Annotated in this window: 46 protein-coding genes and 1 tRNA gene; 2 read left to right on the top strand and 45 right to left on the bottom strand. The window is 29.8% G+C overall.

From position 1 onward, the window contains the following. Nucleotides 1–2: 2 nt before the first annotated feature. From ACI48P_RS06125 to ACI48P_RS06030, 20 genes are all read right to left on the bottom strand, one after another. Complete coding sequence (locus tag ACI48P_RS06125; RefSeq protein ID WP_475214568.1) at nucleotides 3–146, bottom strand: hypothetical protein; 144 nt, start codon at nucleotides 144–146, stop codon at nucleotides 3–5. Nucleotides 147–172: 26 nt separating this feature from the next. After that, on the bottom strand, nucleotides 173–580 hold the full coding sequence (locus ACI48P_RS06120; RefSeq protein ID WP_475214566.1) for a phage tail assembly chaperone: 408 nt from the start codon (nucleotides 578–580) through the stop codon (nucleotides 173–175). A 58-nt stretch (nucleotides 581–638) separates the two neighbouring features. Further along, the gene (locus tag ACI48P_RS06115; protein WP_475214564.1) at nucleotides 639–1073 is read right to left on the bottom strand and encodes a phage tail tube protein; all 435 of its coding nucleotides are present in this window, start codon (nucleotides 1071–1073) and stop codon (nucleotides 639–641) included. Nucleotides 1074–1084: 11 nt separating this feature from the next. After that, nucleotides 1085–2143 (bottom strand): phage tail sheath subtilisin-like domain-containing protein, encoded by a 1059-nt coding sequence (locus tag ACI48P_RS06110; RefSeq protein ID WP_475214562.1) that lies wholly within the window; start codon nucleotides 2141–2143, stop codon nucleotides 1085–1087. A gap of 4 nt (nucleotides 2144–2147) precedes the next feature. Then, nucleotides 2148–2582, bottom strand: a complete 435-nt coding sequence (locus ACI48P_RS06105; RefSeq protein ID WP_475214560.1) for a phage tail terminator family protein — start codon at nucleotides 2580–2582, stop codon at nucleotides 2148–2150. A gap of 7 nt (nucleotides 2583–2589) precedes the next feature. Then, entirely contained in the window at nucleotides 2590–2946 is a 357-nt protein-coding gene (locus tag ACI48P_RS06100; protein ID WP_475214558.1) for an HK97 gp10 family phage protein, read from the bottom strand. Between the two features lies 1 nt (nucleotide 2947). Further along, the gene (locus tag ACI48P_RS06095; RefSeq protein ID WP_475214556.1) at nucleotides 2948–3304 is read right to left on the bottom strand and encodes a hypothetical protein; all 357 of its coding nucleotides are present in this window, start codon (nucleotides 3302–3304) and stop codon (nucleotides 2948–2950) included. A 12-nt stretch (nucleotides 3305–3316) separates the two neighbouring features. Then, on the bottom strand, nucleotides 3317–3499 hold the full coding sequence (locus ACI48P_RS06090; RefSeq protein ID WP_475214554.1) for a hypothetical protein: 183 nt from the start codon (nucleotides 3497–3499) through the stop codon (nucleotides 3317–3319). 17 nt (nucleotides 3500–3516) lie between these two features. Beyond that, nucleotides 3517–3843, bottom strand: a complete 327-nt coding sequence (locus ACI48P_RS06085; protein WP_475214553.1) for a phage head-tail connector protein — start codon at nucleotides 3841–3843, stop codon at nucleotides 3517–3519. 2 nt (nucleotides 3844–3845) lie between these two features. Next, on the bottom strand, nucleotides 3846–4133 hold the full coding sequence (locus ACI48P_RS06080; protein ID WP_475214552.1) for a hypothetical protein: 288 nt from the start codon (nucleotides 4131–4133) through the stop codon (nucleotides 3846–3848). Between the two features lies 1 nt (nucleotide 4134). Next, a complete protein-coding gene (locus ACI48P_RS06075; RefSeq protein ID WP_475214550.1) occupies nucleotides 4135–5070 on the bottom strand; it encodes a hypothetical protein in 936 nt (311 codons plus the stop codon). A 33-nt stretch (nucleotides 5071–5103) separates the two neighbouring features. Then, entirely contained in the window at nucleotides 5104–5697 is a 594-nt protein-coding gene (locus ACI48P_RS06070; RefSeq protein ID WP_475214548.1) for a phage scaffolding protein, read from the bottom strand. 90 nt (nucleotides 5698–5787) lie between these two features. Then, entirely contained in the window at nucleotides 5788–5940 is a 153-nt protein-coding gene (locus ACI48P_RS06065; protein WP_475214546.1) for a hypothetical protein, read from the bottom strand. A gap of 86 nt (nucleotides 5941–6026) precedes the next feature. Further along, nucleotides 6027–7064, bottom strand: coding sequence for a minor capsid protein (locus ACI48P_RS06060; protein ID WP_475214544.1), 1038 nt, complete (start codon nucleotides 7062–7064; stop codon nucleotides 6027–6029). Beyond that, a complete protein-coding gene (locus ACI48P_RS06055; protein WP_475214542.1) occupies nucleotides 7048–8394 on the bottom strand; it encodes a phage portal protein in 1347 nt (448 codons plus the stop codon). Before ACI48P_RS06055 ends, ACI48P_RS06060 begins: the two co-directional genes overlap by 17 nt. 6 nt (nucleotides 8395–8400) lie before the next feature. Continuing rightward, nucleotides 8401–9735: a PBSX family phage terminase large subunit gene (locus ACI48P_RS06050; RefSeq protein WP_475214540.1), complete on the bottom strand. Its 1335-nt coding sequence runs from the start codon at nucleotides 9733–9735 to the stop codon at nucleotides 8401–8403. After that, complete coding sequence (terS, locus tag ACI48P_RS06045; protein WP_475214538.1) at nucleotides 9728–10465, bottom strand: phage terminase small subunit; 738 nt, start codon at nucleotides 10463–10465, stop codon at nucleotides 9728–9730. Before terS ends, ACI48P_RS06050 begins: the two co-directional genes overlap by 8 nt. Nucleotides 10466–10523: 58 nt before the next feature. Beyond that, nucleotides 10524–11042, bottom strand: a complete 519-nt coding sequence (locus ACI48P_RS06040; protein ID WP_475214536.1) for a hypothetical protein — start codon at nucleotides 11040–11042, stop codon at nucleotides 10524–10526. 83 nt (nucleotides 11043–11125) lie between these two features. Beyond that, complete coding sequence (locus ACI48P_RS06035) at nucleotides 11126–11257, bottom strand: hypothetical protein (RefSeq protein ID WP_475214535.1); 132 nt, start codon at nucleotides 11255–11257, stop codon at nucleotides 11126–11128. Between the two features lie 66 nt (nucleotides 11258–11323). Then, nucleotides 11324–11620 carry a hypothetical protein gene (locus tag ACI48P_RS06030; protein WP_475214534.1) on the bottom strand — a complete coding sequence of 99 codons (297 nt, stop codon included), beginning with the start codon at nucleotides 11618–11620 and terminating at the stop codon, nucleotides 11324–11326. Between the two features lie 63 nt (nucleotides 11621–11683). Between ACI48P_RS06030 and ACI48P_RS06025 the strand changes: the two genes are divergently transcribed. Then, on the top strand, nucleotides 11684–11815 hold the full coding sequence (locus ACI48P_RS06025) for a hypothetical protein (protein WP_475214533.1): 132 nt from the start codon (nucleotides 11684–11686) through the stop codon (nucleotides 11813–11815). Between the two features lie 16 nt (nucleotides 11816–11831). Here ACI48P_RS06025 and ACI48P_RS06020 read toward each other — a convergent pair whose 3' ends face one another. The 4 genes from ACI48P_RS06020 to ACI48P_RS06005 all read right to left on the bottom strand — a co-directional run bounded on the left by ACI48P_RS06020 (nucleotide 11832) and on the right by ACI48P_RS06005 (nucleotide 13251). Beyond that, nucleotides 11832–11969, bottom strand: coding sequence for a hypothetical protein (locus tag ACI48P_RS06020; protein ID WP_475214531.1), 138 nt, complete (start codon nucleotides 11967–11969; stop codon nucleotides 11832–11834). Between the two features lie 126 nt (nucleotides 11970–12095). Next, nucleotides 12096–12169 (bottom strand) — tRNA-OTHER (locus ACI48P_RS06015). 118 nt (nucleotides 12170–12287) lie between these two features. Then, complete coding sequence (locus tag ACI48P_RS06010) at nucleotides 12288–12830, bottom strand: hypothetical protein (RefSeq protein ID WP_475214529.1); 543 nt, start codon at nucleotides 12828–12830, stop codon at nucleotides 12288–12290. Between the two features lie 19 nt (nucleotides 12831–12849). Further along, on the bottom strand, nucleotides 12850–13251 hold the full coding sequence (locus ACI48P_RS06005) for a RusA family crossover junction endodeoxyribonuclease (protein WP_475214528.1): 402 nt from the start codon (nucleotides 13249–13251) through the stop codon (nucleotides 12850–12852). Nucleotides 13252–13351: 100 nt separating this feature from the next. Here ACI48P_RS06005 and ACI48P_RS06000 point away from each other — a divergent pair, with 100 nt between their 5' ends. Continuing rightward, complete coding sequence (locus ACI48P_RS06000) at nucleotides 13352–13675, top strand: hypothetical protein (protein WP_475214526.1); 324 nt, start codon at nucleotides 13352–13354, stop codon at nucleotides 13673–13675. 120 nt (nucleotides 13676–13795) lie between these two features. Here ACI48P_RS06000 and ACI48P_RS05995 read toward each other — a convergent pair whose 3' ends face one another. The 21 genes from ACI48P_RS05995 to ACI48P_RS05895 all read right to left on the bottom strand — a co-directional run bounded on the left by ACI48P_RS05995 (nucleotide 13796) and on the right by ACI48P_RS05895 (nucleotide 23431). Beyond that, nucleotides 13796–13981, bottom strand: coding sequence for a hypothetical protein (locus ACI48P_RS05995; protein WP_475214525.1), 186 nt, complete (start codon nucleotides 13979–13981; stop codon nucleotides 13796–13798). A 32-nt stretch (nucleotides 13982–14013) separates the two neighbouring features. Further along, entirely contained in the window at nucleotides 14014–14256 is a 243-nt protein-coding gene (locus ACI48P_RS05990) for a hypothetical protein (RefSeq protein WP_475214523.1), read from the bottom strand. Nucleotides 14257–14273: 17 nt separating this feature from the next. After that, entirely contained in the window at nucleotides 14274–14441 is a 168-nt protein-coding gene (locus tag ACI48P_RS05985; RefSeq protein WP_475214521.1) for a hypothetical protein, read from the bottom strand. A 12-nt stretch (nucleotides 14442–14453) separates the two neighbouring features. Further along, nucleotides 14454–14663 carry a hypothetical protein gene (locus tag ACI48P_RS05980; RefSeq protein ID WP_475214519.1) on the bottom strand — a complete coding sequence of 70 codons (210 nt, stop codon included), beginning with the start codon at nucleotides 14661–14663 and terminating at the stop codon, nucleotides 14454–14456. 20 nt (nucleotides 14664–14683) lie between these two features. Next, nucleotides 14684–15592, bottom strand: coding sequence for a DNA cytosine methyltransferase (locus ACI48P_RS05975; RefSeq protein ID WP_475214517.1), 909 nt, complete (start codon nucleotides 15590–15592; stop codon nucleotides 14684–14686). Nucleotides 15593–15628: 36 nt separating this feature from the next. After that, complete coding sequence (locus ACI48P_RS05970; RefSeq protein ID WP_475214515.1) at nucleotides 15629–15763, bottom strand: hypothetical protein; 135 nt, start codon at nucleotides 15761–15763, stop codon at nucleotides 15629–15631. An 84-nt stretch (nucleotides 15764–15847) separates the two neighbouring features. Further along, a complete protein-coding gene (locus ACI48P_RS05965; protein ID WP_475214513.1) occupies nucleotides 15848–16153 on the bottom strand; it encodes a helix-turn-helix domain-containing protein in 306 nt (101 codons plus the stop codon). Nucleotides 16154–16214: 61 nt separating this feature from the next. Further along, nucleotides 16215–16673 (bottom strand): hypothetical protein, encoded by a 459-nt coding sequence (locus ACI48P_RS05960; protein WP_475214511.1) that lies wholly within the window; start codon nucleotides 16671–16673, stop codon nucleotides 16215–16217. Between the two features lie 212 nt (nucleotides 16674–16885). Next, nucleotides 16886–17458, bottom strand: a complete 573-nt coding sequence (locus tag ACI48P_RS05955) for a hypothetical protein (protein ID WP_475214509.1) — start codon at nucleotides 17456–17458, stop codon at nucleotides 16886–16888. 80 nt (nucleotides 17459–17538) lie between these two features. Beyond that, complete coding sequence (locus ACI48P_RS05950) at nucleotides 17539–17952, bottom strand: single-stranded DNA-binding protein (protein ID WP_475214507.1); 414 nt, start codon at nucleotides 17950–17952, stop codon at nucleotides 17539–17541. Nucleotides 17953–18066: 114 nt separating this feature from the next. Then, nucleotides 18067–18192: a hypothetical protein gene (locus tag ACI48P_RS05945; protein ID WP_475214505.1), complete on the bottom strand. Its 126-nt coding sequence runs from the start codon at nucleotides 18190–18192 to the stop codon at nucleotides 18067–18069. After that, the gene (locus ACI48P_RS05940) at nucleotides 18179–18754 is read right to left on the bottom strand and encodes a hypothetical protein (RefSeq protein ID WP_475214503.1); all 576 of its coding nucleotides are present in this window, start codon (nucleotides 18752–18754) and stop codon (nucleotides 18179–18181) included. The genes ACI48P_RS05945 and ACI48P_RS05940 overlap by 14 nt, the downstream gene beginning before the upstream one ends. A 22-nt stretch (nucleotides 18755–18776) precedes the next feature. Continuing rightward, nucleotides 18777–18929, bottom strand: coding sequence for a DUF6906 family protein (locus tag ACI48P_RS05935; protein WP_475214501.1), 153 nt, complete (start codon nucleotides 18927–18929; stop codon nucleotides 18777–18779). A 2-nt stretch (nucleotides 18930–18931) separates the two neighbouring features. Next, nucleotides 18932–19645 (bottom strand): sigma-70 family RNA polymerase sigma factor, encoded by a 714-nt coding sequence (locus ACI48P_RS05930; RefSeq protein ID WP_475214499.1) that lies wholly within the window; start codon nucleotides 19643–19645, stop codon nucleotides 18932–18934. 26 nt (nucleotides 19646–19671) lie between these two features. Next, nucleotides 19672–19935 carry a hypothetical protein gene (locus ACI48P_RS05925; RefSeq protein WP_475214497.1) on the bottom strand — a complete coding sequence of 88 codons (264 nt, stop codon included), beginning with the start codon at nucleotides 19933–19935 and terminating at the stop codon, nucleotides 19672–19674. 37 nt (nucleotides 19936–19972) lie between these two features. Continuing rightward, entirely contained in the window at nucleotides 19973–20494 is a 522-nt protein-coding gene (locus ACI48P_RS05920; RefSeq protein ID WP_475214495.1) for a dUTP diphosphatase, read from the bottom strand. Continuing rightward, nucleotides 20491–20631 carry a hypothetical protein gene (locus tag ACI48P_RS05915; protein ID WP_475214492.1) on the bottom strand — a complete coding sequence of 47 codons (141 nt, stop codon included), beginning with the start codon at nucleotides 20629–20631 and terminating at the stop codon, nucleotides 20491–20493. Before ACI48P_RS05915 ends, ACI48P_RS05920 begins: the two co-directional genes overlap by 4 nt. 9 nt (nucleotides 20632–20640) lie before the next feature. Continuing rightward, nucleotides 20641–20892, bottom strand: coding sequence for a hypothetical protein (locus ACI48P_RS05910; RefSeq protein WP_475214491.1), 252 nt, complete (start codon nucleotides 20890–20892; stop codon nucleotides 20641–20643). A gap of 54 nt (nucleotides 20893–20946) precedes the next feature. Beyond that, nucleotides 20947–21789 carry a phage replisome organizer N-terminal domain-containing protein gene (locus ACI48P_RS05905; RefSeq protein ID WP_475214489.1) on the bottom strand — a complete coding sequence of 281 codons (843 nt, stop codon included), beginning with the start codon at nucleotides 21787–21789 and terminating at the stop codon, nucleotides 20947–20949. 41 nt (nucleotides 21790–21830) lie between these two features. Next, the gene (locus ACI48P_RS05900; protein WP_475214488.1) at nucleotides 21831–22553 is read right to left on the bottom strand and encodes an MBL fold metallo-hydrolase; all 723 of its coding nucleotides are present in this window, start codon (nucleotides 22551–22553) and stop codon (nucleotides 21831–21833) included. Continuing rightward, a complete protein-coding gene (locus ACI48P_RS05895; RefSeq protein ID WP_475214486.1) occupies nucleotides 22553–23431 on the bottom strand; it encodes a recombinase RecT in 879 nt (292 codons plus the stop codon). The genes ACI48P_RS05900 and ACI48P_RS05895 overlap by 1 nt, the downstream gene beginning before the upstream one ends. Nucleotide 23432: the final 1 nt, after the last annotated feature.

Below are 23432 nucleotides of genomic sequence, written 5' to 3'. Positions count from 1 at the left end.
AGTTACCTCCTTTCCATAGCTTTTATTTCGTCATTGTGTTCTTTGACTTCTTGCTCTAAAAAGGCTCTAATTATTAGCTTTTCGCCACTTTTTCTAAAAAAATAATCAGATGGCATAACCTTTTTATGTCTGAATAATTCATACATTAAAGCTACTTCACCATCTGACTTGATTAGTTTTTTATTTCTTCAATATCCTTTTTCTTTTTCTTTTCACTAGTTACACCATTTAACTTTGTTATTGCATCAGACAGTTTATTTATTTCTCCTGCTAATAACATTTTCTTTATAAGTTCTTTTGGTGTAACTGCATCAAAGTGTTCCAATACATCTTGATTTCTAAAAATTGGGCAACCCTCTATTAATATCTTAACTTTCATATCATATACCTTTAATTCTTCAAATCCTTCTTCACCAAACTCCATTGAATCTGATTGAATTTTTATATATTTTTCTGCATCTATTGCTTGAATATCGAAGTCAAATTCTTCTTTTAATTTCGCACAATACATTGTATAAACATCTTTTGGCATTTCTATTTGATTAGCATCTATTTTTAATAATTTTTCTACTAAATTCATAACATTTCTCCCTTATATTCAAAATAAAAAGCTAGAGAAAAAATCCCTAGCCTATAATCTATCTTTTATTTATAACATCTAATCTTCTAACTTTTTCAAACGTAAAAGGCATTTCAACCTCACCAAGCTTTGCAAGTTCCCAATCAGCTAAAGTTATATCGTCAAAGCTAACACCCTCTAAAGCTAATCTTTCACAACCCCAAGCGTCGGGATCGTTTAACTTTGTTATTAATGTATGCTTTAAATCTATACCTTTTTCAAGTGCATCAAGTTCCATTTCTAATATGCTACTATCAACTTTATAGAAAGTAACTGATCCCTTACCATCTGTACTTACTACTTTCGTAGCGTTCATTAGTGTTCCAGCTTGTGATATTGTTTCTTTGTTTTTATTTATCTTAGCTTGAAGTCCTTTAGTTTCATTATACTGAACACCATTGCACCAAGCTTCTCCATACGTTCCATTTATTACTCTTTTAGCATCTACACCCATTTAAACACCCCCTACAATGCCACATCAATAAATACATCTTCAATAGCATCAACTAGTTTTATACTTACATCCAAGAATACTTTATCTTGTGTATTAGCTTCTTTTATTTCTTGCTCTGTCATTGAATTTACATCCAAGTTTGTATTATCTTTTAACCACTTTTTCTGTGCTTCTACATCTATGCCAACAAATACAGTTTTTTCAATTAATTGCTCTATTGCTAAATCGTCTAAATAAGAAGCTATTTCAGTTATCAATATACATTTATTATCATAGTTATTAGGTACTTTACCTATGTATTTTTCAACTATAACTTTTCTTAAATCATTGTGTATTAGATTAGTTGTTTTTCTCAACTTAATCTTTTGCATAGCGTTAGCGTTTGGATCCGATAAAGTAGTTAAAGAAGTTACACCTCTAGCAATTCTTATTTTACCCATTTCCCTAACTAAAATTAACTCACCATTATTTATTCTTGTATCTGCTTGTTCTTTTGTTAGAGTTTCAATTTCATCAACTTCATTAAGTGACGAGAAAGTAATAGCTTGTGAAAGTGGTGTACCTTCTATAAGTCCAGCTATTCTAGGTAGATGATTTTCAGTAGTCACACCTACACCACCAACTTTTATTCCATCCGCTGTATAATTATATATACCTTCGTAGTCTGCAACATCATTAGCAAGTATCGCATCAGTTCTATATTTTACAACATCATTCATTTTCTTTATAAAAGCTTTAATTTTAGTATTATCAAGCGTTTCAGCGCTCGGCATACAAAGTAAATTAAATTCTTGGCTTTCAAAATAAGCTAGTGCATTGTCAAGCGTACCACTTGTACCTATGATATAAACTAGTATTTTATTAGGTTTATTAACATTACCTTTCAAGCAATCTTTTATATAATTTTTATTAGCTTCTGTTAATGATAAATCTATATCGCTTTCATCGTTAACAACAAATTTTAAAGTTGTTGTATCTTTCAATATAAGTGCAACAATACCACGTTCTGACCTTATAGAAGCCGTTTTAGAAAGTTGCTTGAAGCTTATATTAATAATTGGTAATCCCATATAATCACCCTTCTTTCGTATTCAAATTTACATCTTGCATATTTTCATAAGTTTCATTTACAACATTAATTTCATCAAAGTAACTTATAGTAATTAAAAAATCTAATACACTACCTACTTTATCCTTGAAGATATTCGGCTCTGTATTAGATATGTTTAAAAACCTATCATTCACTTTTATATTTCTATTAAATAAATTACTTAAATCATTTGCTACATCATAACATTTCAGTTTGTCGCCACCAAAATGTTTTATACTTATCATTAAACTTTTTTCATCAATAATTCTTGCAGCAGCCGTATTTGATAAAGGTATTATAGATACATAAAAACATTCTTTGTTAAATATACCCTCTACATCGTCTACTATTACATCAACATTACTGTCATCTGATAGTATCTTAGTTATAGCAAATAATATATCTTTATAAGTAAGCATTTTGCACCTACTTCCATAAGTTTTCAATCATAGTTTCTAATCCATTCTCTAGTTCTTTTTCTATTTCTTTTACTGATTTAGTAAGCATATATCTACCATCAACCACTTTATTGGTTTTGCCAACCCTATGACCATATTCAACATATGGACCATATTCTGTATTATTGCTAACAGTAAAAGACAAATTCCCTTTAGTGCCTTGCCAACTTCTTCTCAATGCCCCTGTATCTACCGGTGTTTTAAGCTTCACTTTTTTTAGAAGCTTCAAACCTACAACATTAATAATTCTATTAGCTTCTTTTTCAAATTCTCCAGGTGAATTATCTAAAGTTTTTATTAAATCATTCAGTCCTTCTATTTCCATTTTAAACTCTCTCTTTGTACGTTATCAATGTTTCACTATGCGAACTATAATAAAAAGGTTTGGAAGCTAAATAAGCAGATATTCTTCCCATGCTAGACACTTCTAATATGTCTCCCTCTAATACATCTATGTTAGGAGATGTGAAAAGTTTATGCGTAAAGACTAAACTACCTACTCCATCACTTGTAATAATAGATGTTTGGGTATCTAATTTTGATAAGGCGCATTTAATATTTTCACCTATTATAATTTCAATATTTTCAGTTATACCAGTAACTATATTTTTAGATTTAGTATTTCTTTTGATAGTAACTAAATCATTGTAAGTTTCTTCTAAAATTTCAGCTTCAAAATTCAAACTTTCCACCACCTAATAACACTTTCCTAATATTACATTTTTCTTAATGCATTCGCTAAGTACCATTGAGAATTTATCAATATCAATTTTTTCTTTTTCTATTTCTATTTCTTGAATAACTTCTTTCAATGCTATTTTCAATTCTTCTTTGAAACTTTCTGCATCTATCTTTACATTAACTTTGATTTCTTTCATATTCACTCACCACGCTCTTATTTTCTTAACTTTCTAAAGCCATTTAAAGCAATTTTATCGGCATTAGAAAAAGAAGTATTTACAGTAGTTTCACTAGGTGTAGTAACATTATAATCTATTTTTGTATCTCCTCTAGTTACTGACTTTACTTGCTTTTCGTCTCTAAATTGATTTTCAAGTATGTTTATAACTTTGTCCTCTATAAAGCTTTCTAATTGAGCTGGAACTTCTTCTAAATTACAATAATTTAATATTTTTTGTTTAACTTTTTCTATATAAAAATAAATGAGTTGATCTTTTGTGCTATCTTGATAATTTAAGGCTAGTTTTATATTTTCAACCATATTTACTCACCTTTTTTTCTCCCTCTTTTTTTAGGTTTTTCCGGTTCGATTTCTGCTTCAATTATTTCTTCTTCTGTTGTCACATTGAAACTTTCTTCAAAGTCTACATTTTCATTTTCAATTAATTCTATTTCTTTATCCTCTGTATTTTCATTTCCTTCAAACTCTGTCTTTGTACTATCTTCAACTCTCAATGCTTCAATTAATTTATATCCTTGTGATTGAAAAAAAGAAAGAGAAGCTGAATTATCAACTTCCCTCTCTACATTTCCTTTGATTAGTTTATACATACTATAGAGGTTTCGCTTCCTTAAAGTTAGCATATACAGAGTTTTTCTTGTTTTCTAATACCCATAAATCATGATATCTTCTATAATCCATTGCCCAAGCATTTGCATTTTGGTTTGTTTCTGGGTCAAATATTCTCATTTTATCTTGCTTAGTTACTGCTATTGGAACATCAACAGGCACTATTATAAAGTTTGCATCTATTGCAGATGTTCCTTTTTCATACCCTCCAGCTTCTTGACCACTTGTTGTACCATCATTTAATTTTATAGCAGAATACATTCTGTTTTGAGGCGTAACTATTAAAGGACATTTATCTATTGCAGGAACTGTTGTATCTATTCCACCTACTGAAAAAGTTACAGTACCTAACTTAGCTAAAGAAGCTTCTTCTATTGCTAATAAAGTATCATAAGTAACGTGTATTACTAATTGACCATTGTACCCATTTTCTCTTACAACTTTTATACCTTTTTTAATCTCTGATAATACAGTTTCTTTAGCTGGTGTATACGAATACTTAGCATTTGCATCTCCTGCAACTCCCATAGCCGTAGTTGCTAAAGCAGATAATCTATAAGCATCTATTTCTGGCACAACATGAGTTCTTTGGAATTCTCCCATAACACTTCCTGCAGTTGCTACGAAATTAGATTCATCAACATCCATAGCATCTAAAGTAAATTTTCTACCTCTGTCTTGTGTCATTTCATGTGTTTTATATTCTAGCTTTATATCTCCCCCTGCGTAGCCATTAGCTGACCCTCTTGCATAATCACCTAACCCACTTGTAGTTATTACTGGTATTTTAACCTCTTTCCCACCATTGTATTTTACTTTTCCTGCGTTTTTATCCATGTATCCTGTTAATATTTCTTGTATTGCTACTTGATCTAAAGCACTTTGTAATACTTGTGCATAAGCTATTGTATTTGCCATAATTTAAATTCTCCTTTTTTTCAAAATATTTTTTTAATTTCCTAAAACTGCGTTTAATGCTTGTGTTGCTAAATCCGCATTACTCGAGTTTCCACCAGCCGGTGAATATGTGTAAGTCGGTGGTGTTTGTGGTGTTGGATCATTAGATACTTCAGCCTTAAACACACCTTCATTTGATGCTTTAAATTCTTTGATAAAATCATCAGCACCTAAAAACTTACCTTCTTCTAGCTTAAATTCTTTTGCTTTAAATTCTTGCATAAAAGCTTTTTTAGTAAATTCAGAAACAAACTCATGTTGACCTAGGTACTTATCAACTGAAAAATCATATTCCTTTTGTTTCATTTGAGTTCTCAAAGCTTCTGTATCTGCTTCATACTTAGCTTTCCAATCGTCAGCAGATTTTTTTATTCCCTCAATATCCATGTCCTTAAAACCTTGAATTTGAGTATTAGCTTCCGACAATTGAGTTTTTACACCTTCTAATTCAGTTGCTAAAGCTTCTTTGTCTTGATTAACTTTTTCAGCTATTGATTTATGCTTTTCTATGTCTTTTCCGTTAATTTCTAATATTTTTCTTGCAACTTCTTCATCAATTCCAAGTGCTAATAATTCTTCTTTTTTCATTTTAATTCCTTTCCAAGTACGCTTTTTTGAGTGGTCGCATCACTTCTCGCCTATACAGTTTTACGACTTGTAGGTAGGTCGAATTTTAATTTATTGGAATTTAAAACTAACCCAATATAGTAATGCAAACATTGCAAAATATGAAAGCTTGTTCCATATTCCCTTTATAGATTTCCCTTCGCTCAATAAAGCTTCAAAACCTATTGTATTAACTGTAATAAGAATACATAATAATAACCTCATAATATCGCCCTTCTATTATTTCGTTATCTTTAAAATATTTTGTTGCATAAAAATAAGCCTATAAAATAAGCTTCCGTCTTAAAATGCTATTTTTTATTTTCTACAAATATCTTCTCCCATTCAGAATACTTCATATCACTAGGAACTTCTATTGATTCATTATTCTTACCTCGTGCAAATCTAGTAGTAATATCTTTTTCATCAAAGTAAGGTAATTCGCAGCTTCTGCAAAAACAATGTAGAGGACTCGCATTTACACCAACTACTCTATCTTTTAAATTAAATACTTTTCCATCTAAGCTTCTGCATACTTCACTAGTCCTGCTGTCAAGTGTAGCCAAGAACTCATACTTTTCTATACCTAATTCTTTAAAGGCTTTACAAGTTCCCTCTGACATTACATAGCTATGTTCTGTATGGATTAATCTTCGTGCATTAAATAAGCTTGTATTCATTTTTTCAGACACTCTTTTAGCAACTTTTGAAGAAGCTTCTCCCCTAACTATCATTTGAGTTATTTCAGAATGAAGAACTTTTTTAAGTTGTGATCTATTAGACCATATTCTTTTTGAGTAGTCAGTTCCACTCCAAGGAAAGCTTAATACTTCTCTTACAAATTTATCATCAATAAACGCAAAAGAAGGCCCAACCCCTAGTATTTTATGTGTGTCATATAAAGTTTGATAATAGCTGTTTGCTAGAGTATTGGTTAAAAGTTTCGTAGTACCTTCTAAGTTAGTTTTATATATCTCATTGATATATTTATCGCAACGATACAAAGTCTCTTCTAATCGACTTATACGACTTCGTATTGATAATGTATTTAATTCAAGTAAGAGCTCTTCGTCTCCTGTAGCTTCAATTAATTTCACATATTCTTTTAGGTCCATTCGCCATTCTTTATATTGATTGCTCATAAGTTTTTTATTTACTTCATAGAAGCTTAAATTGTTATCTTTACCATATTTTTCATATAACAATCTAATTTCTTTTTCTATGTTTTTCATAGCTTTTTTATATTCTTTTTCAAGTAATTTTTCTAGTTTATTTACGTCTTTAAGTGAGTTTTCAAGCTTATTTTTTTCTCTACTTTCCCAATAAGCTTTACTATTCTGTAGCGGCATTATTAACACCTAGTTCATTATAATCATCATTAAACATTACTTCTTCTTCCTCTTTTTTAAGTCTTTTGGCTTCTTCAACATCATCAACCCAGGGATGATACCTTAAAATTAATTCGATAGGTATAACTCCCACGCTTTCTTTGGCTATTTGGCAAGTTTCTAAATCGTTACTTATCATGTTCCTAGTCCAGGTTTGAGTTATTTTTTTGTGTGGTATGTTTAGATGTTTAAGTATTGCTTTGACTAATTTATTTATAGAGAATCTAAATTCAGTTTCTAATAATCCACTTTTGAGCTCTAGCTTTCTATAGAAAAATTTAAGTGCTACACCACTTGCATTACCTACGCTTTCAACATCTTGTTGTAACCCTTGACCGCTCTCATATATTTGCTTTTTTAGTATTTCTAATATAAGTTTTCTAGCTTCGACAGGGATATCAATTTGAAGTGTTTTAACTCCACCACTTCCACCTGTACCATCATTTTCAGTCTTGATAGCCTTATACTTTTTTAAGTCATTTTTAAACTCTTGTAAGTTTTCGCCACCGTAGTTTTCTAATATATATATTATCTCTTGAATATCGTCTAGATCATTAGCAAAACCACTCATAACTCTATCCATTAAATCTATTAAGCTTTTATACTTATCTAGATCGGATTGCTTTTTTAGATTATTAGCAAACTCAACAAAAGGAACTTCACCTAAAGTATGAGTAATTATTTGAGGATAACCTACTTCGCAATTAGCTTCTAATATCTCTTTGTTTGCATCTATTTTCCAAGTTGTTAAGTTTTCATTAGTCCAATATTCAAAGTATCTATAGGCTATGTCTTTTTCTTCTTTTTCGTCATATTCTAAAGTTGAATAATATCTTATAATTCCCTCTAGCTCAGTATATAACCCATTTGAATAAAAAGGTATTATTTCTTCTGTTGGCACAAGTGCATACTTAAAATTATTATCCTTATCTATCCAATAATGAACCCATGAAGTACCACAATTTGAAGCTTCTATACATTGATTTTTCATTTTTCTAGAAAAGTCATCACCTAGTATATTTTGTATAGCTTCATTTGTTTTTGTATTGTTATCTATGTCTATTTGTATAGGATAAGTAAAAAGATAAGAAGCTTTTTCATCAACTAATATTTCATGGAAATTATGAGGTATTCTATTATCTGCACTTCTTAAAGGGTCTGGATTTTTTATTAGAGATTGTCTTAGTATCAAGTTATTATTTTGATAATATTTCTTACCTTCAATTATTTTTTCTACTTTGCTATTGCTATATATTTTATCTTTTATTCTTTTTAGATTTATTTTCCTCACCTCCCATTATTTGAATACTGATATGCTTGACCTTTGAGCAACTACTGTGTTGCAATAATACCTAATTTGATCCATACTGTGGTCATGCTCTTTTATAGGCTTATCCTCTCCTTTTTTACAAGCATCTTCATCCCAAATATATGAACTAAATTCCTTAAATGTATCACTACAACTTTCATCAAATAGTATTTTTACTTCTGTAAGTAATGATGCTACCAATCTAATTCCGTCAAGAACACTATTTTTAGCTTGTTTTACCTTGAATTTATCTTTCTTTAATTGTGTTATAAATGATGCTGCAGAAGGGTCAACAACTACATATTTAATTTTATAACCTTCAGTAAAAGCTTTTAAGTCATTTGAATACTCACAGTCTGTCTTTTGCACTCCTGTAGTTCTACCGCTATAATAATACTCTTTAATCATTACATGTTTATTATCTACTGTTTTACCCCATAAACCAAATGAAGTAGGGTTTTGAGTACCATAGTCACATGAAACATAATACTCTTTGTATTGATAGTCTGAAGCTTTAACTACATGCTTATCTCTATCAAACATTGAATATATAATACCCTCTGCAACTACCCAAAGACCTAATATATATCTTTTGTAGAATATACCTGAATACATACCTGCATATCTTTTCTTTATTTTATCTGAAAGTGATAAATTATCATCCATAGTAAAATGCAAATATAGTATATTCTTTTCTTCTTGTTTATCTATCCAGTTAGTTTTAAACCAATGATATGGTCCATCTGGGTTACAGTTAAACCAGAACTTAGAACCATCAACAGAGCAACGACCAGTAGCTTGGTTAACAAATGACTCAGGCATAAGTGCAACTTCATCAAAGAAACATCCAGCTAATGTTATACCTTGTATTAAATCTTGCGACCTTTCGTCTTTTCCTCCAAAGATATAAAAATAATTAGTAACATCTTTTTTACTAACTATCATAAGGTTATCTGCTCTTTTATCTTCAACTTTGTAACCTCTTGACTTAAGCATAAGCTTTAACCAAAATAATACGTTACGTCTAAATGATCCTATTGTCTTACCACACATACCAAAGCTTTGGCCGTTAAAATTGCTCATTGCCCAAATTGCATATGATAGCGACATTGATATTGTTTTACCACTTCTTATAGCTCCATCTGCAATAATTCCATCTTTATCACTTACTGGACTGTTTGGTAGCCACCAAGTTAATACTTTCTTTTGCTTCTTAGAAAATGGACTAAACTTTATCGTAGCTTTTTTTACTGTGCTGCTACCTCTGCATGATTTCATTTTAGATACTTTTTCTTTTAGTTTTGATATTCTATCACTAATCATCCCAAGTATCACCTACTTGAGCTTCTAAAGCTTCCATAAATCCATCATCTTCTACTTCTTCATCTTGTCCACCTTGCTTTAATATGTCAAGTTCTAGCTTCATTACACTTAACTCTAATCTTTGTTCATCTATTTCAAACTTATGCAATGTATCTATAGCCTTTTGTTTTTTATCCTGGACTCTGGTTAATGAATCTTCTATACTTTGTATCTGGCCTAATGTACCTTCATACTCTTTTAAGTCAGTATCCATACCTTTTTCAATTCCCAGTTTGTTACTTATTAATGTCATTTCAGTATCTTTTAAATAAGATATTCTTTTTAACATTCTTCTTTCTCTTACAGTAAGAAGCTGGATCTCTTGCTCTAATAATTTCTTTTTTTCTAACTTGATACTTTTTACAAGCCCAAGTTCATCTTCTTCTAGAGTATCAAAGAATATTGTTTCAAATTCTCCAGTACTAACAGCATGCTTATTTCCCGGAGGACCAGTTGCATTTTTATTACCTGGTTGCCCTCCTTTATTCCGTTTCTCTTTCGGAGTACTCCGTATTTTTGTTTGGAGTACTCCATTTAATTTATCATTCCATTTATCTTTTGCTTTCCAACCTGATATGCTCTTCTCAGATATATCTAGAATTTTAGCAATTTCTCTATTTGCAATATTTCCATTGTTTTCTTTATATATCTCAAAAGCTTTATCTCTATTTGGGCTCCTCTCTCTAGCCATATCACCACCTCACTATTCGTCGTTTTGGAACATAAAAAAGAACCCTATTTCTAGAGTTCTATCTAAATATTTCAATTCTTTTTACATCTTTCATCGATAATACTATAACATTTTCTTCATTACCTTCATAATCATATATTAATTCAGCATCATAGTTGTTAAGTGTATATCCTGCAAGTACAAATTTCCTGTCATTTGAAGAGTATTTATCGTCATAGTAAACTAAGCTACCTGTATAAATAAGCTTTTCATCTTCTAGGTACGCCATCACTAATACTCCCTCTGGATAATCTTCTAATATAACATCAAAACAATCTTCTTTTGTCGTTTTGCCATTTCCTAATTTAGCCAATAAAAACTTTTCACATTTCATTTTATTATAAGCAATTGAGAAAGCAATAATCGAAACTAAATATATATTCCTAATAGCATCGCTTCCTATATTCATCTTAGAAAGTATACATAAAACCAAAGGATAAATAGTATGTAAGAAAATATAACTTACTACTATAGACTTAAAAATTAAATATTTATCTTTAGTTTCATCCTTTGAAAGTGAAAAATTCCTTATTAACAAGAAAATATATCCAGGAACTAAATACTCTAATAATATTGGGATAATATTAATAATATCGTTCACTAACAAAATTTCACTCATATCTATTTCTTGCTACCTGGGTTTTGAGGAGATGGTTTAGGCAAAGGTCTACTTGTATAAGTTACTGTTGTTCCTCCTCTAATATCACCTATCTTACTATTATTAGTAGACTTAGATTGTGTATTATTTTTCATTTGTATAATCCTCCTTGTATATTCTATATACACATTTCTACTTAATTCGATATTTTCCCTCTTTATTTATCTAAAAATCTCTTTATTTTCTTTAATAACCTGATATAATCCTTTACTAATTTCTTCTACAATCATTTCTTCATCTTCTAGAATTAGATTTCTTTCTCTAATAATCCCATGTAGTAATTCATGAATGAACGTTTCTTCTTGTCTTTGTTCAGACCTATCAGTACTTATTTTTATAACTAAATCTTCGTGATCTATAACACCATTACAAACTTGATTGTCTAATACTATTACTTCATGAGTTTTAATAACATCATAGGTCATAGCTCCTATTTTTATTTTATCTTTTATTACCATAATATACCTCCTGATGCTATAATTTTATTAACCACAACAAAATCTTACAAAGGATGTGATACTATGCCTAAAAAAGGTAAATGTTCAGAAAAACCTGCTAGAAAAGGACCTATGACTGTAAAAGTAAGTGGACATACTAAAAAGGATGGAACTAAAGTTTCTCCTCATAAAAGACATACTCCAAAAGCTAAGTAATATGATTGAGATAACTCTATTTCCTAGGGTTATCTTTTTTGCTTTTATCAAACTTAGGAACACTTACCATTTCCTTTTCCGTTTTTCTTAACTTCTCATTAGGTAACTCATGAACCATTTTAATAACTTCATGTGCATCTTTCCAAACCTTCATTATCCTCACCCTTTTGAATAAAAAAAGAGACTAGAAATTAATCTAGTCTTCATTGAAATAAAAATACATCAAACTTGAAATGCAAGCTTTACCCAACTCACATCACATAAAAGAATTTATACATACTGGTGAACATTGCAGGAATCGAACCTGCTACCTATCACATAAAGGCGATTGCTCTTCCATTGAGCTACATGTCCATGTTCTAGGCGGAGGGGAGTCCGCCTAAGAAAATATTGGGGTATTAGGGAAATATGAGTTTTTCTATAATACTATTATCTCATATGAAAATACTAAAATCCTATACTCTTTTTTTAATTAAATCATTTTCAATAAGTTATCATCTTGTTCCAAATATTCATAACCAAATATTTGAGATGCTATTGCTTTTACTGCTATTTTCTTTATGTTATGAGTTTGTGCTTCTTCTAAAAATATCTCCCCTGCTATATCACAGATTTTAATTTTACTTTTGTAAAACTTTTCTACTATTTGCTTTTGTCTTGGGTCAAGGTTGTTTATTGCTCTATCAATGTTAGCTAACTTAGTTTTATCTTTATCTATACTTACTTTCTTTTTAAATATCTCTTTTCTCTTATTAGGTATATCTACATTTTTAATCTTTTCTTTTTTAGAAACCTTATTTTCTAAAGCTTTAGATATTCCGCTAGTATGTATTCCAGTTTCATTTTGAACAGTATCTATTTGATAATCTTCAAGTTCTACCTTTAGAGCTTTTAATTCTCTTATAAGCACTTTTAGTTCATCTTCTTTAGTGTCAATACTAACTAATACATCATTATATCTATGTAATGCTTTCTCTGTTGCTTTATATAAACTTTTTTCATCTATTTTTTTCATAATCTCTCCCCCTATGATATTAAATATTTTCTATTGCTACTTCTACTCTTGGTTTATCAGTAAAATGCTTACTAGTAACTAACTCTACTATTTGTGTATCATCATGATATGCAACTCCATTTAAAGCATCACATATAACTTTAATCACATTATCTACATCAGGCTTTATATTATGAGGTCTTATCTCCCCATCTAACTTTTGTTTTTGCTTTTTCTTACTATCACTTTTTGCAATAGGGTAGTAAGCTCTAATTATCATTTTTACCGGCCCTTCAAAATAAGTTTTAACAGTACCTCTGTATAGCAGCTTTATGTAATTTTCATATATTACCGTTTCCTCTGGTGTCTTTATTCTCCCATAACTTAATCTTGGTCTACCTTTTCCTTGAGGCTTTCCATCTATAATAAATTTAGCTTGCATGTCAATCTCCTAATTTTTATATATTGTTAATTTTTACCATTTTAATTGTCACATATTTATCTTTTTAATAGTTAAACTAAACTCGAAAGGTGGTTTAAGTATGAAAAAGAAGATAATTGTATTTTTATTATTTTCATGTTTTTTATTAGGTATATCTAGTAACACTGCTTATGCTGTTAACGTGTTTAAAGAGGGTGTATATAAGGTTGCTGATTTTAATATTTCTGAAGATAATCAATATATGGTTCAGAATGTTTCTCAAACCGAAGACGTTTACCTTCAAGTATTTGATGAAAATCAGATTTTAGTTCAATCTATTAGATTACAACCTAACTCTGAGAAATTTAATTTAGTTAAAATTACACCTGAACATAGAATAGTAATCGTCGGTGGTGGTTCTATTTATATTTATCCAGCTGAATAAAGTTGCTCTTATAGAGCATCTTTATTATATTCTTTGTTTACACCTTACTTATCATTTAGTTATCATTATCAATATATCGACCCAGCTATACTGTTTTTAAACCAGGTCGATACATAATTTTTATTTATTTAATAGCTTTTTAAAATCCGCAGACGCTTTAATTTCTTCTGCTTTTGTGCTCTCTACAGCAAATACTTTATCGTTGCTTTGTCCAAATTTATTACTCATATAGCTATGCGCTTCTTCATACCTAGATGGTCCACAAGTTGCTTTAATCTTCCCTCTAACTTCAAATCTATAAATCATAGCTCCTACTCTCCCTCAATCAAATTATTGTTTTATTGGCTAATCTTACTTAGCACCCATTCTAATTTTTCAACTTGTGCAATCAAGCTTTCCTTTTTTGCAATTGCACTTATTAATTGGTCGTTTGAGTTTTTTATAAGTTCCTCATTATTAGACTTTTCATTTAATATAACTGCACGCTTGCATTGATTATAAAACTCTGTAGCATTAGCAACTCTTGTATTTAAGATTTCAATTTCTTCCTGTATTATTTGTTTTAATATTTCTAAATTCATAATCTAAAATCTCCCTTTTAATTCCCGTTAGTGTATTCTTCGCCTAATTTTTTAAACTCTGCTTTAGTTATTTCTCTTATATCTCCTCCAAGATGTTTTTTTGCATCTTCTAATGATCCATAACCTTCTGCCCAATCTAAACAAGCAACCACTCTTTGTCCTATTAAGTCATAATATTTTTTCATAATCTCCACCACCTAATAAATATAAAAATATTTTTCTAATTCTTTAGTATTTAGTATAAATTGAATACCTTTTTTATAAACAATAGCTTTAGTTTCCGTTATATACTTATAATCAAAATTCTTACCTCTTCCAAATTTCAACTGTATACTTTTACCTAACTTATTAATTGCACCTGGTTTAATTCTACATCTACCATTTTTTAATACTGCAGCATCATCCATGTAACAAAACTCCTCTTTTATTAACTGATATTTAATAACTGTTTAAATATACTTTCAAATATAGGTACTGGTATAGAATTACCTGCTTGCTTATACAAAGCTCTTTTACTATTAACTTTAGCTGCATTATTATAATCATCTTCTGTATATCCTTGTAGCAACCAACGTTCTTTATCTGTTAAATACCTATACCTATAATCGTCTAACTGTATGACTTGTGCTGGACATCTATCTTGTCTTTCAGTTATTGTATAGCAGTAATCTTTTATTATAGTTGCTCTTTTAATTCCTTTGTTACCTACCGCATTAAGTACACTTGGTTGAGTAACTAAGTATTCTTCTGATACATCATGTTCAAGAAATTCTCTTATATTTCTCATATCTTGTTTCTGTAATTTCCCAAAATCAAACTCAGTACCATCTAAACAACTAATTGTAAAGACTCTATTTCTATTTTGTGGTAATCCAAAATCCATGGCATTTAACACTTCAAAGGAGTTTGTGTATCCTAATCCTTCCATCTCTTGCAAATATCTATTGAAGTTATGGATCATGTGCTTTGATAACACATTTTTTACATTCTCCCATATTACTACTTTAGGCTTCCAATCTCCCATTTGTTTGATAATATTAATCGTTTCCCACATCAGACTGCTTCTAGTTTCTGTTCCTTCATCTGCTCCAGCTTGCCTTCCTGCTATGCTGAAATCTTGACATGGACTTCCGTGAATTAATATATCTGGTTTTAAATTGTACCCTACTACTGATTGAGTTTTATACTCTAAGTCTTTCTTAAACATTGCATTATAGCTTCTTACAGCTTTTTCATCTATTTCAACGTAATCTATTGCTTTTGTAGGTACTCCTAGATTTCTTAGTGCTGCTCTAGGAGAGCCTACTCCTCCAAACAATTCTAATATCTGAATCATTAAAGCTCCCCCAATCCTATTGTTTATAATATATTTTTATTTGTTTATATTTTCAATTTCTTTAATTAATCTTTCTACAGCCATTTCAATAAGAGCGTCTGTTGTCATGCCGAACTTTTCTCCTATTTTATCTATTTTTTCATATAGATCATCATCTAAAGGAACTCTCATTAGCTCACCTCACAAAATATGTTTTTTATTGCATAAAAAAGAGTGATATATAAAAATTATCACTCGGTTTAAACTCTAGTATATTTATTCTATTATTCCATATTCTCTTTCCAATGCTTTTACTTTAATAACCCAAGTTGTTCCAAATTTAAAGCAATCTATGCCATTTTCAAATTTACCATTTTTAATATTTGTTTTTAATGTACTCTCGCCTTTTTTCCAAACCTTACAAGCATCTTTTAAAGATATTAGCCCTTCAAATAATTGTATATCATGGTCATATTCTCCACATTCACATTCATATTGGTTCGCCCATAATCTATATCCTTTTATATCACAAATAGCATATCCATTCCAAATCATATTATTTCCACATTTTTTACATTCCATATAAACAACTCCTTTTTATTTTTAGTTGGCTTTTTTGAGTAGAAGCCTAACTACTTTATTTTTATATTTGCTTAGATAGGTCCATAAGTCTATCTAATATTTTTTCTTTCATTCCATTTACAACTACTAAATCATAAGCATGTGTGTATCTTGTTCTGTAGTCTATAAAGAATCTGGCATCTTCATTATTTAATATTTCGTCTGCTTTTTTGTTCATATCTGCTAGTATTTCTCTAGCTATTTCAGTATTTGCATTTTTACCTTTTTCTTCTATTTTTTCAACTACTTTTGTTAACTTTTCAATACTTTCAGTTAACTTAGTTTCCATAGTATTTCTTATCTCACTTGCCCATTTAACTTGCTTTTCAGTTCCTTTTAATTCTACCATTCTCTCTACCTCTTTCTTTAACTGAGAGTAAACAAATGTTAAAGCTAATTTAAAAGTTGCTCTGTAGTTATCACCAGTTTTTATTATTTTCTTAGTTAACTCATGTGCTTTTTTAAATATATCTTTTTTCATTTTGCTTACTCTCCTCTTTTTATTTTTTTAGTCTTTTGCGACTATCTATATTTATATTATAGACGTTTGCGACTATTTTTACAACTAAATCAATAAAATTTTTTAAAGAAAGTTTCGACATAATAAAACAAATATACTAAAGTTTAAACTTTCTGAGTAATAATCTCTATATTCACTTTTCAATGTGCTTTCTATCTAACTAAATACTGATTTTATTTATTACTCAGCTCGTCCCAATTTGTTTTTTCTAGTATTTCATATAACCTACTTACTTGAGGACTTCTCCAAGCCGTCATAGCGTATGTATGAGGTTCATTATAATGATAACTATTGCATTCTATGTGTTTTCTACATTCTTCAATAGTTAGGAACATTGTATTTTCTGCAATAACATATTCTTCTTTATAATTTACTAAGTATAATCCATCATCATAGTCTAACTCTTTCCTCATATAATCAACTAATTCACCCATATCATCAAAACGTTCTTCATCATCAGTATCTTTATTGATAATTACATAATCTTCAAACATATCCTCACAATACTCTATTTCTAAATCTTCCTCAGTTTCCTTCAAGTGCTCACATAGCTCCTTAAAAGTATCAGCTATTTTTTCGCCGTATTGTACTACTTCTGTTCCATCAAAATCAAATTCTGAATCAATGCCATAATTTCTTACTTTATGACGAACTACCCAAAATCTTGGGCTAGCTTGACCTACATTATCTTGAGTTAACATTTGATGTCGTAAGTCTTTTAAAAATTCTATATCTTCCTTCTTCATAATCTCCTCCAAATAAAAACCTTATTTCGTTTACTAGGTATGAAAATTATTCATACCTAGTCATTAAATTCATCTAGTTATCAGAATGGAATATCATCATCGTCTATTGCTTGAAAACCTTTAGGGTCTAATCCTGTTGGTTCAAATTTCGGTTCATTATCTCCACCTTTTTGGGTCCTATTATCTAAAAATTGAACTCTAGCTGCATTTACCCTAAAAGACTTTCTATTTTCTCCCTCTTGGTTTTTATAGTTATCTATTCTTATAGAACCTTGTATACCTACTAGGCTACCTTTACTCAAGTAGTTAGCACAGTTCTCTGCACTTTTACCCCAAACTTGGATGTCTATAAAATCAACTTCCTTCTTACCCTCTTTATCTTTAAATTCTCTTTCTATTGCTAATGTAAAGTTAGCAACAGGAGTTCCAGAGCCTGCAATGTATCTTAACTCTGGGTCTCTAGTTAATCTACCAACTAGTACAGCATGATTCATTGTATCATCTCCTTTTATTTTCATATTTTCTTGCTACAATAGTCAGAGCATCTAATGCTCCAACTACTGTAACTATAATTACAGCTAATATAATAATGTCTTTCATAACTACTCCTATCTATAAGTACAACCACATTTACATTGATAAATAATACCTAAGCTAGTCTTTAGCTTGTACACTATTCCGCCACAGTGTACGCACTTATTTTCATAAGCTCCTAGTATCTTAGCCTTTTGCATTTTCATCACCAACTTGCACAATCTTAAGTGGTATACCACCGCCCATTATCATACTTAGTTGATTTAAATGTAATGCAATATCATTTTTATTTATTTTTCTAGCTTCCAACATATCATCTGATAACTTTTTTATTTGTCTCTTAGCTTCTTCATTGCACCAAAGCTTTCTATTCAGATTGATGTTTAACTTCTTTTCTTTTTCAGTTTCTTTTTTGTACTGGGAATATAATTTTTCTAGACCTTCTACTTTTTTCTTGTAGCTTTCTAATTCTCTCTTTATTTCGATAAGTTCTCTTAACTTATCATTTAGTTCATTTTGACCATCTCTGTATAAATAAGTTAGGTCATTATACCAACCTTCATATTGGTTTGCTTTAGTTGTTGCTACAGTTAGCTTTATATCTAGTTCACTATTTCTATTTTCCAACTTTTGATTTTCTTTATTAACTTTATATAGTTCATTATTAAGGTCCATGTAATCATCTTTTAACGTATTAACTACATGTCTTTCTAATCTCATTTCACGCTCATGAGTACTTCTTAGCATAATTGGCATATTCATCTTCAGTTCCCCCTATTTTAATTTATTTAAAGTATTTTTCTGTTTTTTCAGTGTCTAAATTAATAAATGTATAACTCTCATGATCCTGTCTTTCTAGTAAATATATACTGTAGTCTAATCCTAATTTAGTTAAGAAACCTTTCATGTTTCTTGTTAACTTCTTTCCTCTTTTCATATTTAAGCTCCTATTCTGTTTGTTTTTGACTTACTTAAAACGTAACTGACACTTCCATATTTAATATTTAACTTATCTGATATATCTCTATATGAGCATCCATTTTCAAACATATGTAATGCTTGTTCTTCAATATCTTTAGTGATGCATTGTTTTTTTTGTCTTATAATCTTTTGTTCACTTATTCCTAGTACATATCTCATATTAATTTTGATATTTTTAAAATACCTAGATACTTGAACTTGTGACTTACCTATTTTTTTCGATATTTCGTATTGATTCAAACCATTTAACATTAATTTAAATACTTCTTTTTCTATTTCATTCAAATATTTTTCTAATTCTTTCATATAGGAATCTACTTGTATGCCTAATAAGTCATTATTTGACTCTAATAGATCTATAATTTTTAGACCATCGTTATCCTCTTTATCTAAAGATACATGTTTATTTTTATAATGCTTCTCAATGTATCGTTCGTTGTAATTCAATATTTTATTTTTTATAGCTACTCTTGCATATGTTGAAAACTTTACTCCATGTTTAGGGTCAAATGTTTTAGCAGCATAAAATAATCCCAAACAACCCTCTTGGTATATGTCATCTTTTAGATAGCTATGTACCGTTGTTAATATTCTGAAATATTTATTAATAACATAACCAACTAATCCAATATTTTCTTCAACTAATTTTTCTACTTCTTCTTTAGTTCTCATAACGTTCTCCCCTTAATTTCAAACAATTACTCAACAAGTTCTCTATATTTCATTTCAATATATTCTTTTTCAAATATATTGAAATCTCTTCTCTTTTTCTTCCATAAGATCTCATGTTGTCTTACAAGTGCTGAATGCCTATGCAAATTCATTATCTCTTGTATATCTTGGCTTTTAGCTTTTGCCTCTTCTTTCATGATCTGATACTTCCACATATCCTTGTCCATGTTTTCGAAAGTAAACAAATTTACAAGTTTATCAGCACTAGTTACACATCTTACAAATTCCATATCTCCCACCTCTAAATAATTATCATTTGATAATATTTTAATAATTTTCTTCCTGGCGTTTAATATTATCCTCAAGAACATCATTTAAAAATGTCTCTTTTACTTCTTCGAAATCTAATCCAATGCTATTTAAAAACATCAAATAATTTCCGAATGACTTCAGTATACAAATTCTTATAAAGCCTTGTTTTTGACCAAAATCTATATAGGACATCTCTCTAACTGTATCTTTAAAGTGCTTGTTAGCTTCTCTCGTTGAGTTGTATACTCTTTTGATATTTGGTTCATTAAGGCTCAATTCAACCTCATTGGCTAGTCCTAAAAAGTAAGCAAGGCAATCAGCTGCTTCTTTTAATTGCTTCTTTTTGCTATTTCTTTTCTTAATTTTAAAAAATTTGAAAAATCCTTCTTTTTCATTTGCCAACTCTGATAATTCTACAATTAGTGCTGTGCTTTGCTTCACAATACGTTCTTCTCTTGTAACTTCTGGAAACTTAGATACAATAATGCCTTCGTACTTTTTATGTTTTTCTTGCAGTACTGTTAAATCTATAATCATAAATCTTCCCCCTCTATCTTTAATTCTTCTTCAAGTTGTTTTTCTGCCATTTTAACGGCTTCCAATCCGTCTATTGATAGTTTATCCATTAACTCCCTTGCTCGCCCTTCTAAGGCGTTCCTGTTTGATAATTCCACCATGCCCACCTATTTGCTCGGCATTATATAAACTGCATCTTGTTTAACTCTGTACTTATTATCCAAATAATCTTTTACTGTTCCTTGAGTTATACATGATTTTATACTGTCTATTACTCTTATCGCTCTTTCTCTGCTGCTATATACTCCCAAGATAGTCATACATCCAACAGCACTTATCCCTTTTATCATATTTTCATCTGTTTTAACTTCTACATACTTTCCTATTGATTCTCCACTTTGGCTTTTTATTATTATCATTAGTTTTCAATCTCCCCTATTTTTTATCTTAGGGAGCTAGTGCTCCCATTAGTTTTAATTAAATTTTCCTTCTTGGCTTTCTTGTAAAATTCTTTCTAATTCATCTGGACTATACTTTGTAAAAGTCTGATTATGGTTATGGAACCTTGTCTTAACTCGAGGTATAAAACACTTCGGTTGGTTAATACTAACTTTATAATCGAATTTTATTGCTGATATTAAATAACCTATAACATTGTGAGTGTTTGGGTTATTTTTTGTTATTTCTAATTTTTCTACTAAGTACTCTAGTGTTTCATTCTTCTCTTTTAAAATCTTTATAATTTCTTTTATTTCATTATCAGAAAAATCAAAATAGGATTTTATTTTATCCACAACAACAACATTATTTATTTCTTTTTTTTCTATATGTTGTTGTTCTATATCTAACTCTATCTCTTTCTCTATCTCTGTCTCTGTCTCTGTCGTTACGTTTTTGTTACTGCTTGTTACATCCTCGTTACATTGTAACGCTTGTTGTTTTTCTTTTTGTTTTAACCTATGTCTTCTAACACGCTCAGCACTACTACTTTCAACGCCTGTCATAGTTTTGCATTGAGGTAATAAATATTCATCTTCATTTATCATTTCTATCAGTCTTTGATTTTGTAGGAATGCTAATGTCATTTTTACATTGTCTGTCTCTTCGTCTAATTCTAATGCCAATTCCTCTGCAAAATCATCTTCTACACCCTCGAAATAAAGTTTATTATCATTCTTAATTGCAAGTAATAACATCTTTAAGTAGATAACGGTGTAAGTATCTCCACCTGCTACTTTTCTTAATTTTTTTATTTCTTTTTGCCTAAAAAAATCATCTTTCAGCTTAAGCCAGTAATATTTTTTATTACCTGCCATTCCCTCACCTACTTCTTATCTTAAGTTTCATTTTTAGCTAATCAAAAATATATTTCGATACCTTTTTTAGCTACATTTGTTGCTATTCCAGTGTTTTTTTCTATTTCACTTATAAAATATTCTTCGTCACTATTTTGACTACTAAGATGGATCAATGTTAGTGTCTTAAGTTTAGATAAATCATTAGCCCTTAAGAACTCAATTACATTTCCTAACTCAAAATGACTTCTTATAATCCTATTTCTTAGCGATACAGGTATTATTTCATTGTCTATATTTTCATTTAATATCTCTTTTTTATAGTTGCATTCAATAAGTATATGATGTAAATTATTAAAGTTATATTCGCAGTAATAGCTATCAGTTATAAAAAGTAAGTTGCCTATCTTTTCATGATTTATTAAAAATCCTAATGGCTCTTTTGCATCATGTTTAGTTTCAAAAGGCAATATAGTAAATTTCCCTATCTTAAACTTATTTTCACTCTTAATAACCTTAGTTCTGTGATTATCTATTCCTAATGCCTCAAATGTTCCTTTACTTGCATATACATCTATTCCGCTTTTATTTAGGTCTAGTATTGATTTAGAATGGTCTTTGTGTTCATGTGTCACCAAGCATCCTAAGACGTGTCCTAAGTCGAAATTTAAACCCTCTAATATTTGCTTATATCTTATTCCACACTCCAGGATAAGAATTTCTTCTCCCACCTGGAGTATGTAACAGTTACCACTACTACCACTTGCTAATACTTTTATTTTCATTAGAAACCTGGGTCCTCAAGCGTAGTTTGTTCAATAATTTCTTGTATCTCTTCTTCCTTAACTTCTTTAAAGTCTGCATCAACTGCATTTATATCGAGAGTTTTTTTGTTTGCATTTTGAGCTATTTCTTTATCAACTTGATTGTCTACATATTCTGGAACATTATCATTCATTACCGCTTGGTCATTATTTATTGCACTTTGCATTTCAATTGATAATATTCCGTATTTACTTAATAATCTTTTCATTACTGTTTTTATAGCCATTCCATCAAAGTCAGTAGACCATAAGCTGCTATTTACAACCCAATCTTTTTTACTACTGTAACTTTGAGAGTATTTTTTAGCGTGTCTCTCCATTTCATCTTTGCTCATGTATATAGTTTTTTCAAATCCATTTAACAATTTGAAGTAAGCAATGTATCCAACTACTATGTCTCTATCTATTAAAGACTCATCCTCATTAAATTCAATCTCTCCTGTAAGCCTATTTACTTTTTTTATTTCGCCTTCATATATTTCTATAGCATTTATTGTCTTGTATTGACCTGTACGCATAGCTAATTGTATATATCCTTTGTATCCCATTTGGAACTGAGCTTTTTTCCCTTCCTTTGAGTTATAAGGTACTATATATGCAAATCCTAAGTTCTGGTCTATCGGTAAATCTAATGTTGCAGCTACTACTGCTGATGATATTATCGAGTTTGGATCTGCATCTTTTAATCCTGGTAAATTAGAAACATTTAGCATTGATGATATAAACCCAGGAGCCTTTTTACCTAATAGTTCATTAAACCTTTTTTTATAATTATCTTGTTTCAATAATGAGTTTACAGTTACTGTTTTATTTTGTTGTGTTTGTACTTGGTTCGCCATA

It is taken from the genome of Romboutsia sp. LXY-2 (genome assembly GCF_056171995.1).
The sequence above is the reverse complement of the archived record's forward strand: the minus strand, read 5'-3'. Positions and strand labels throughout refer to the sequence as shown.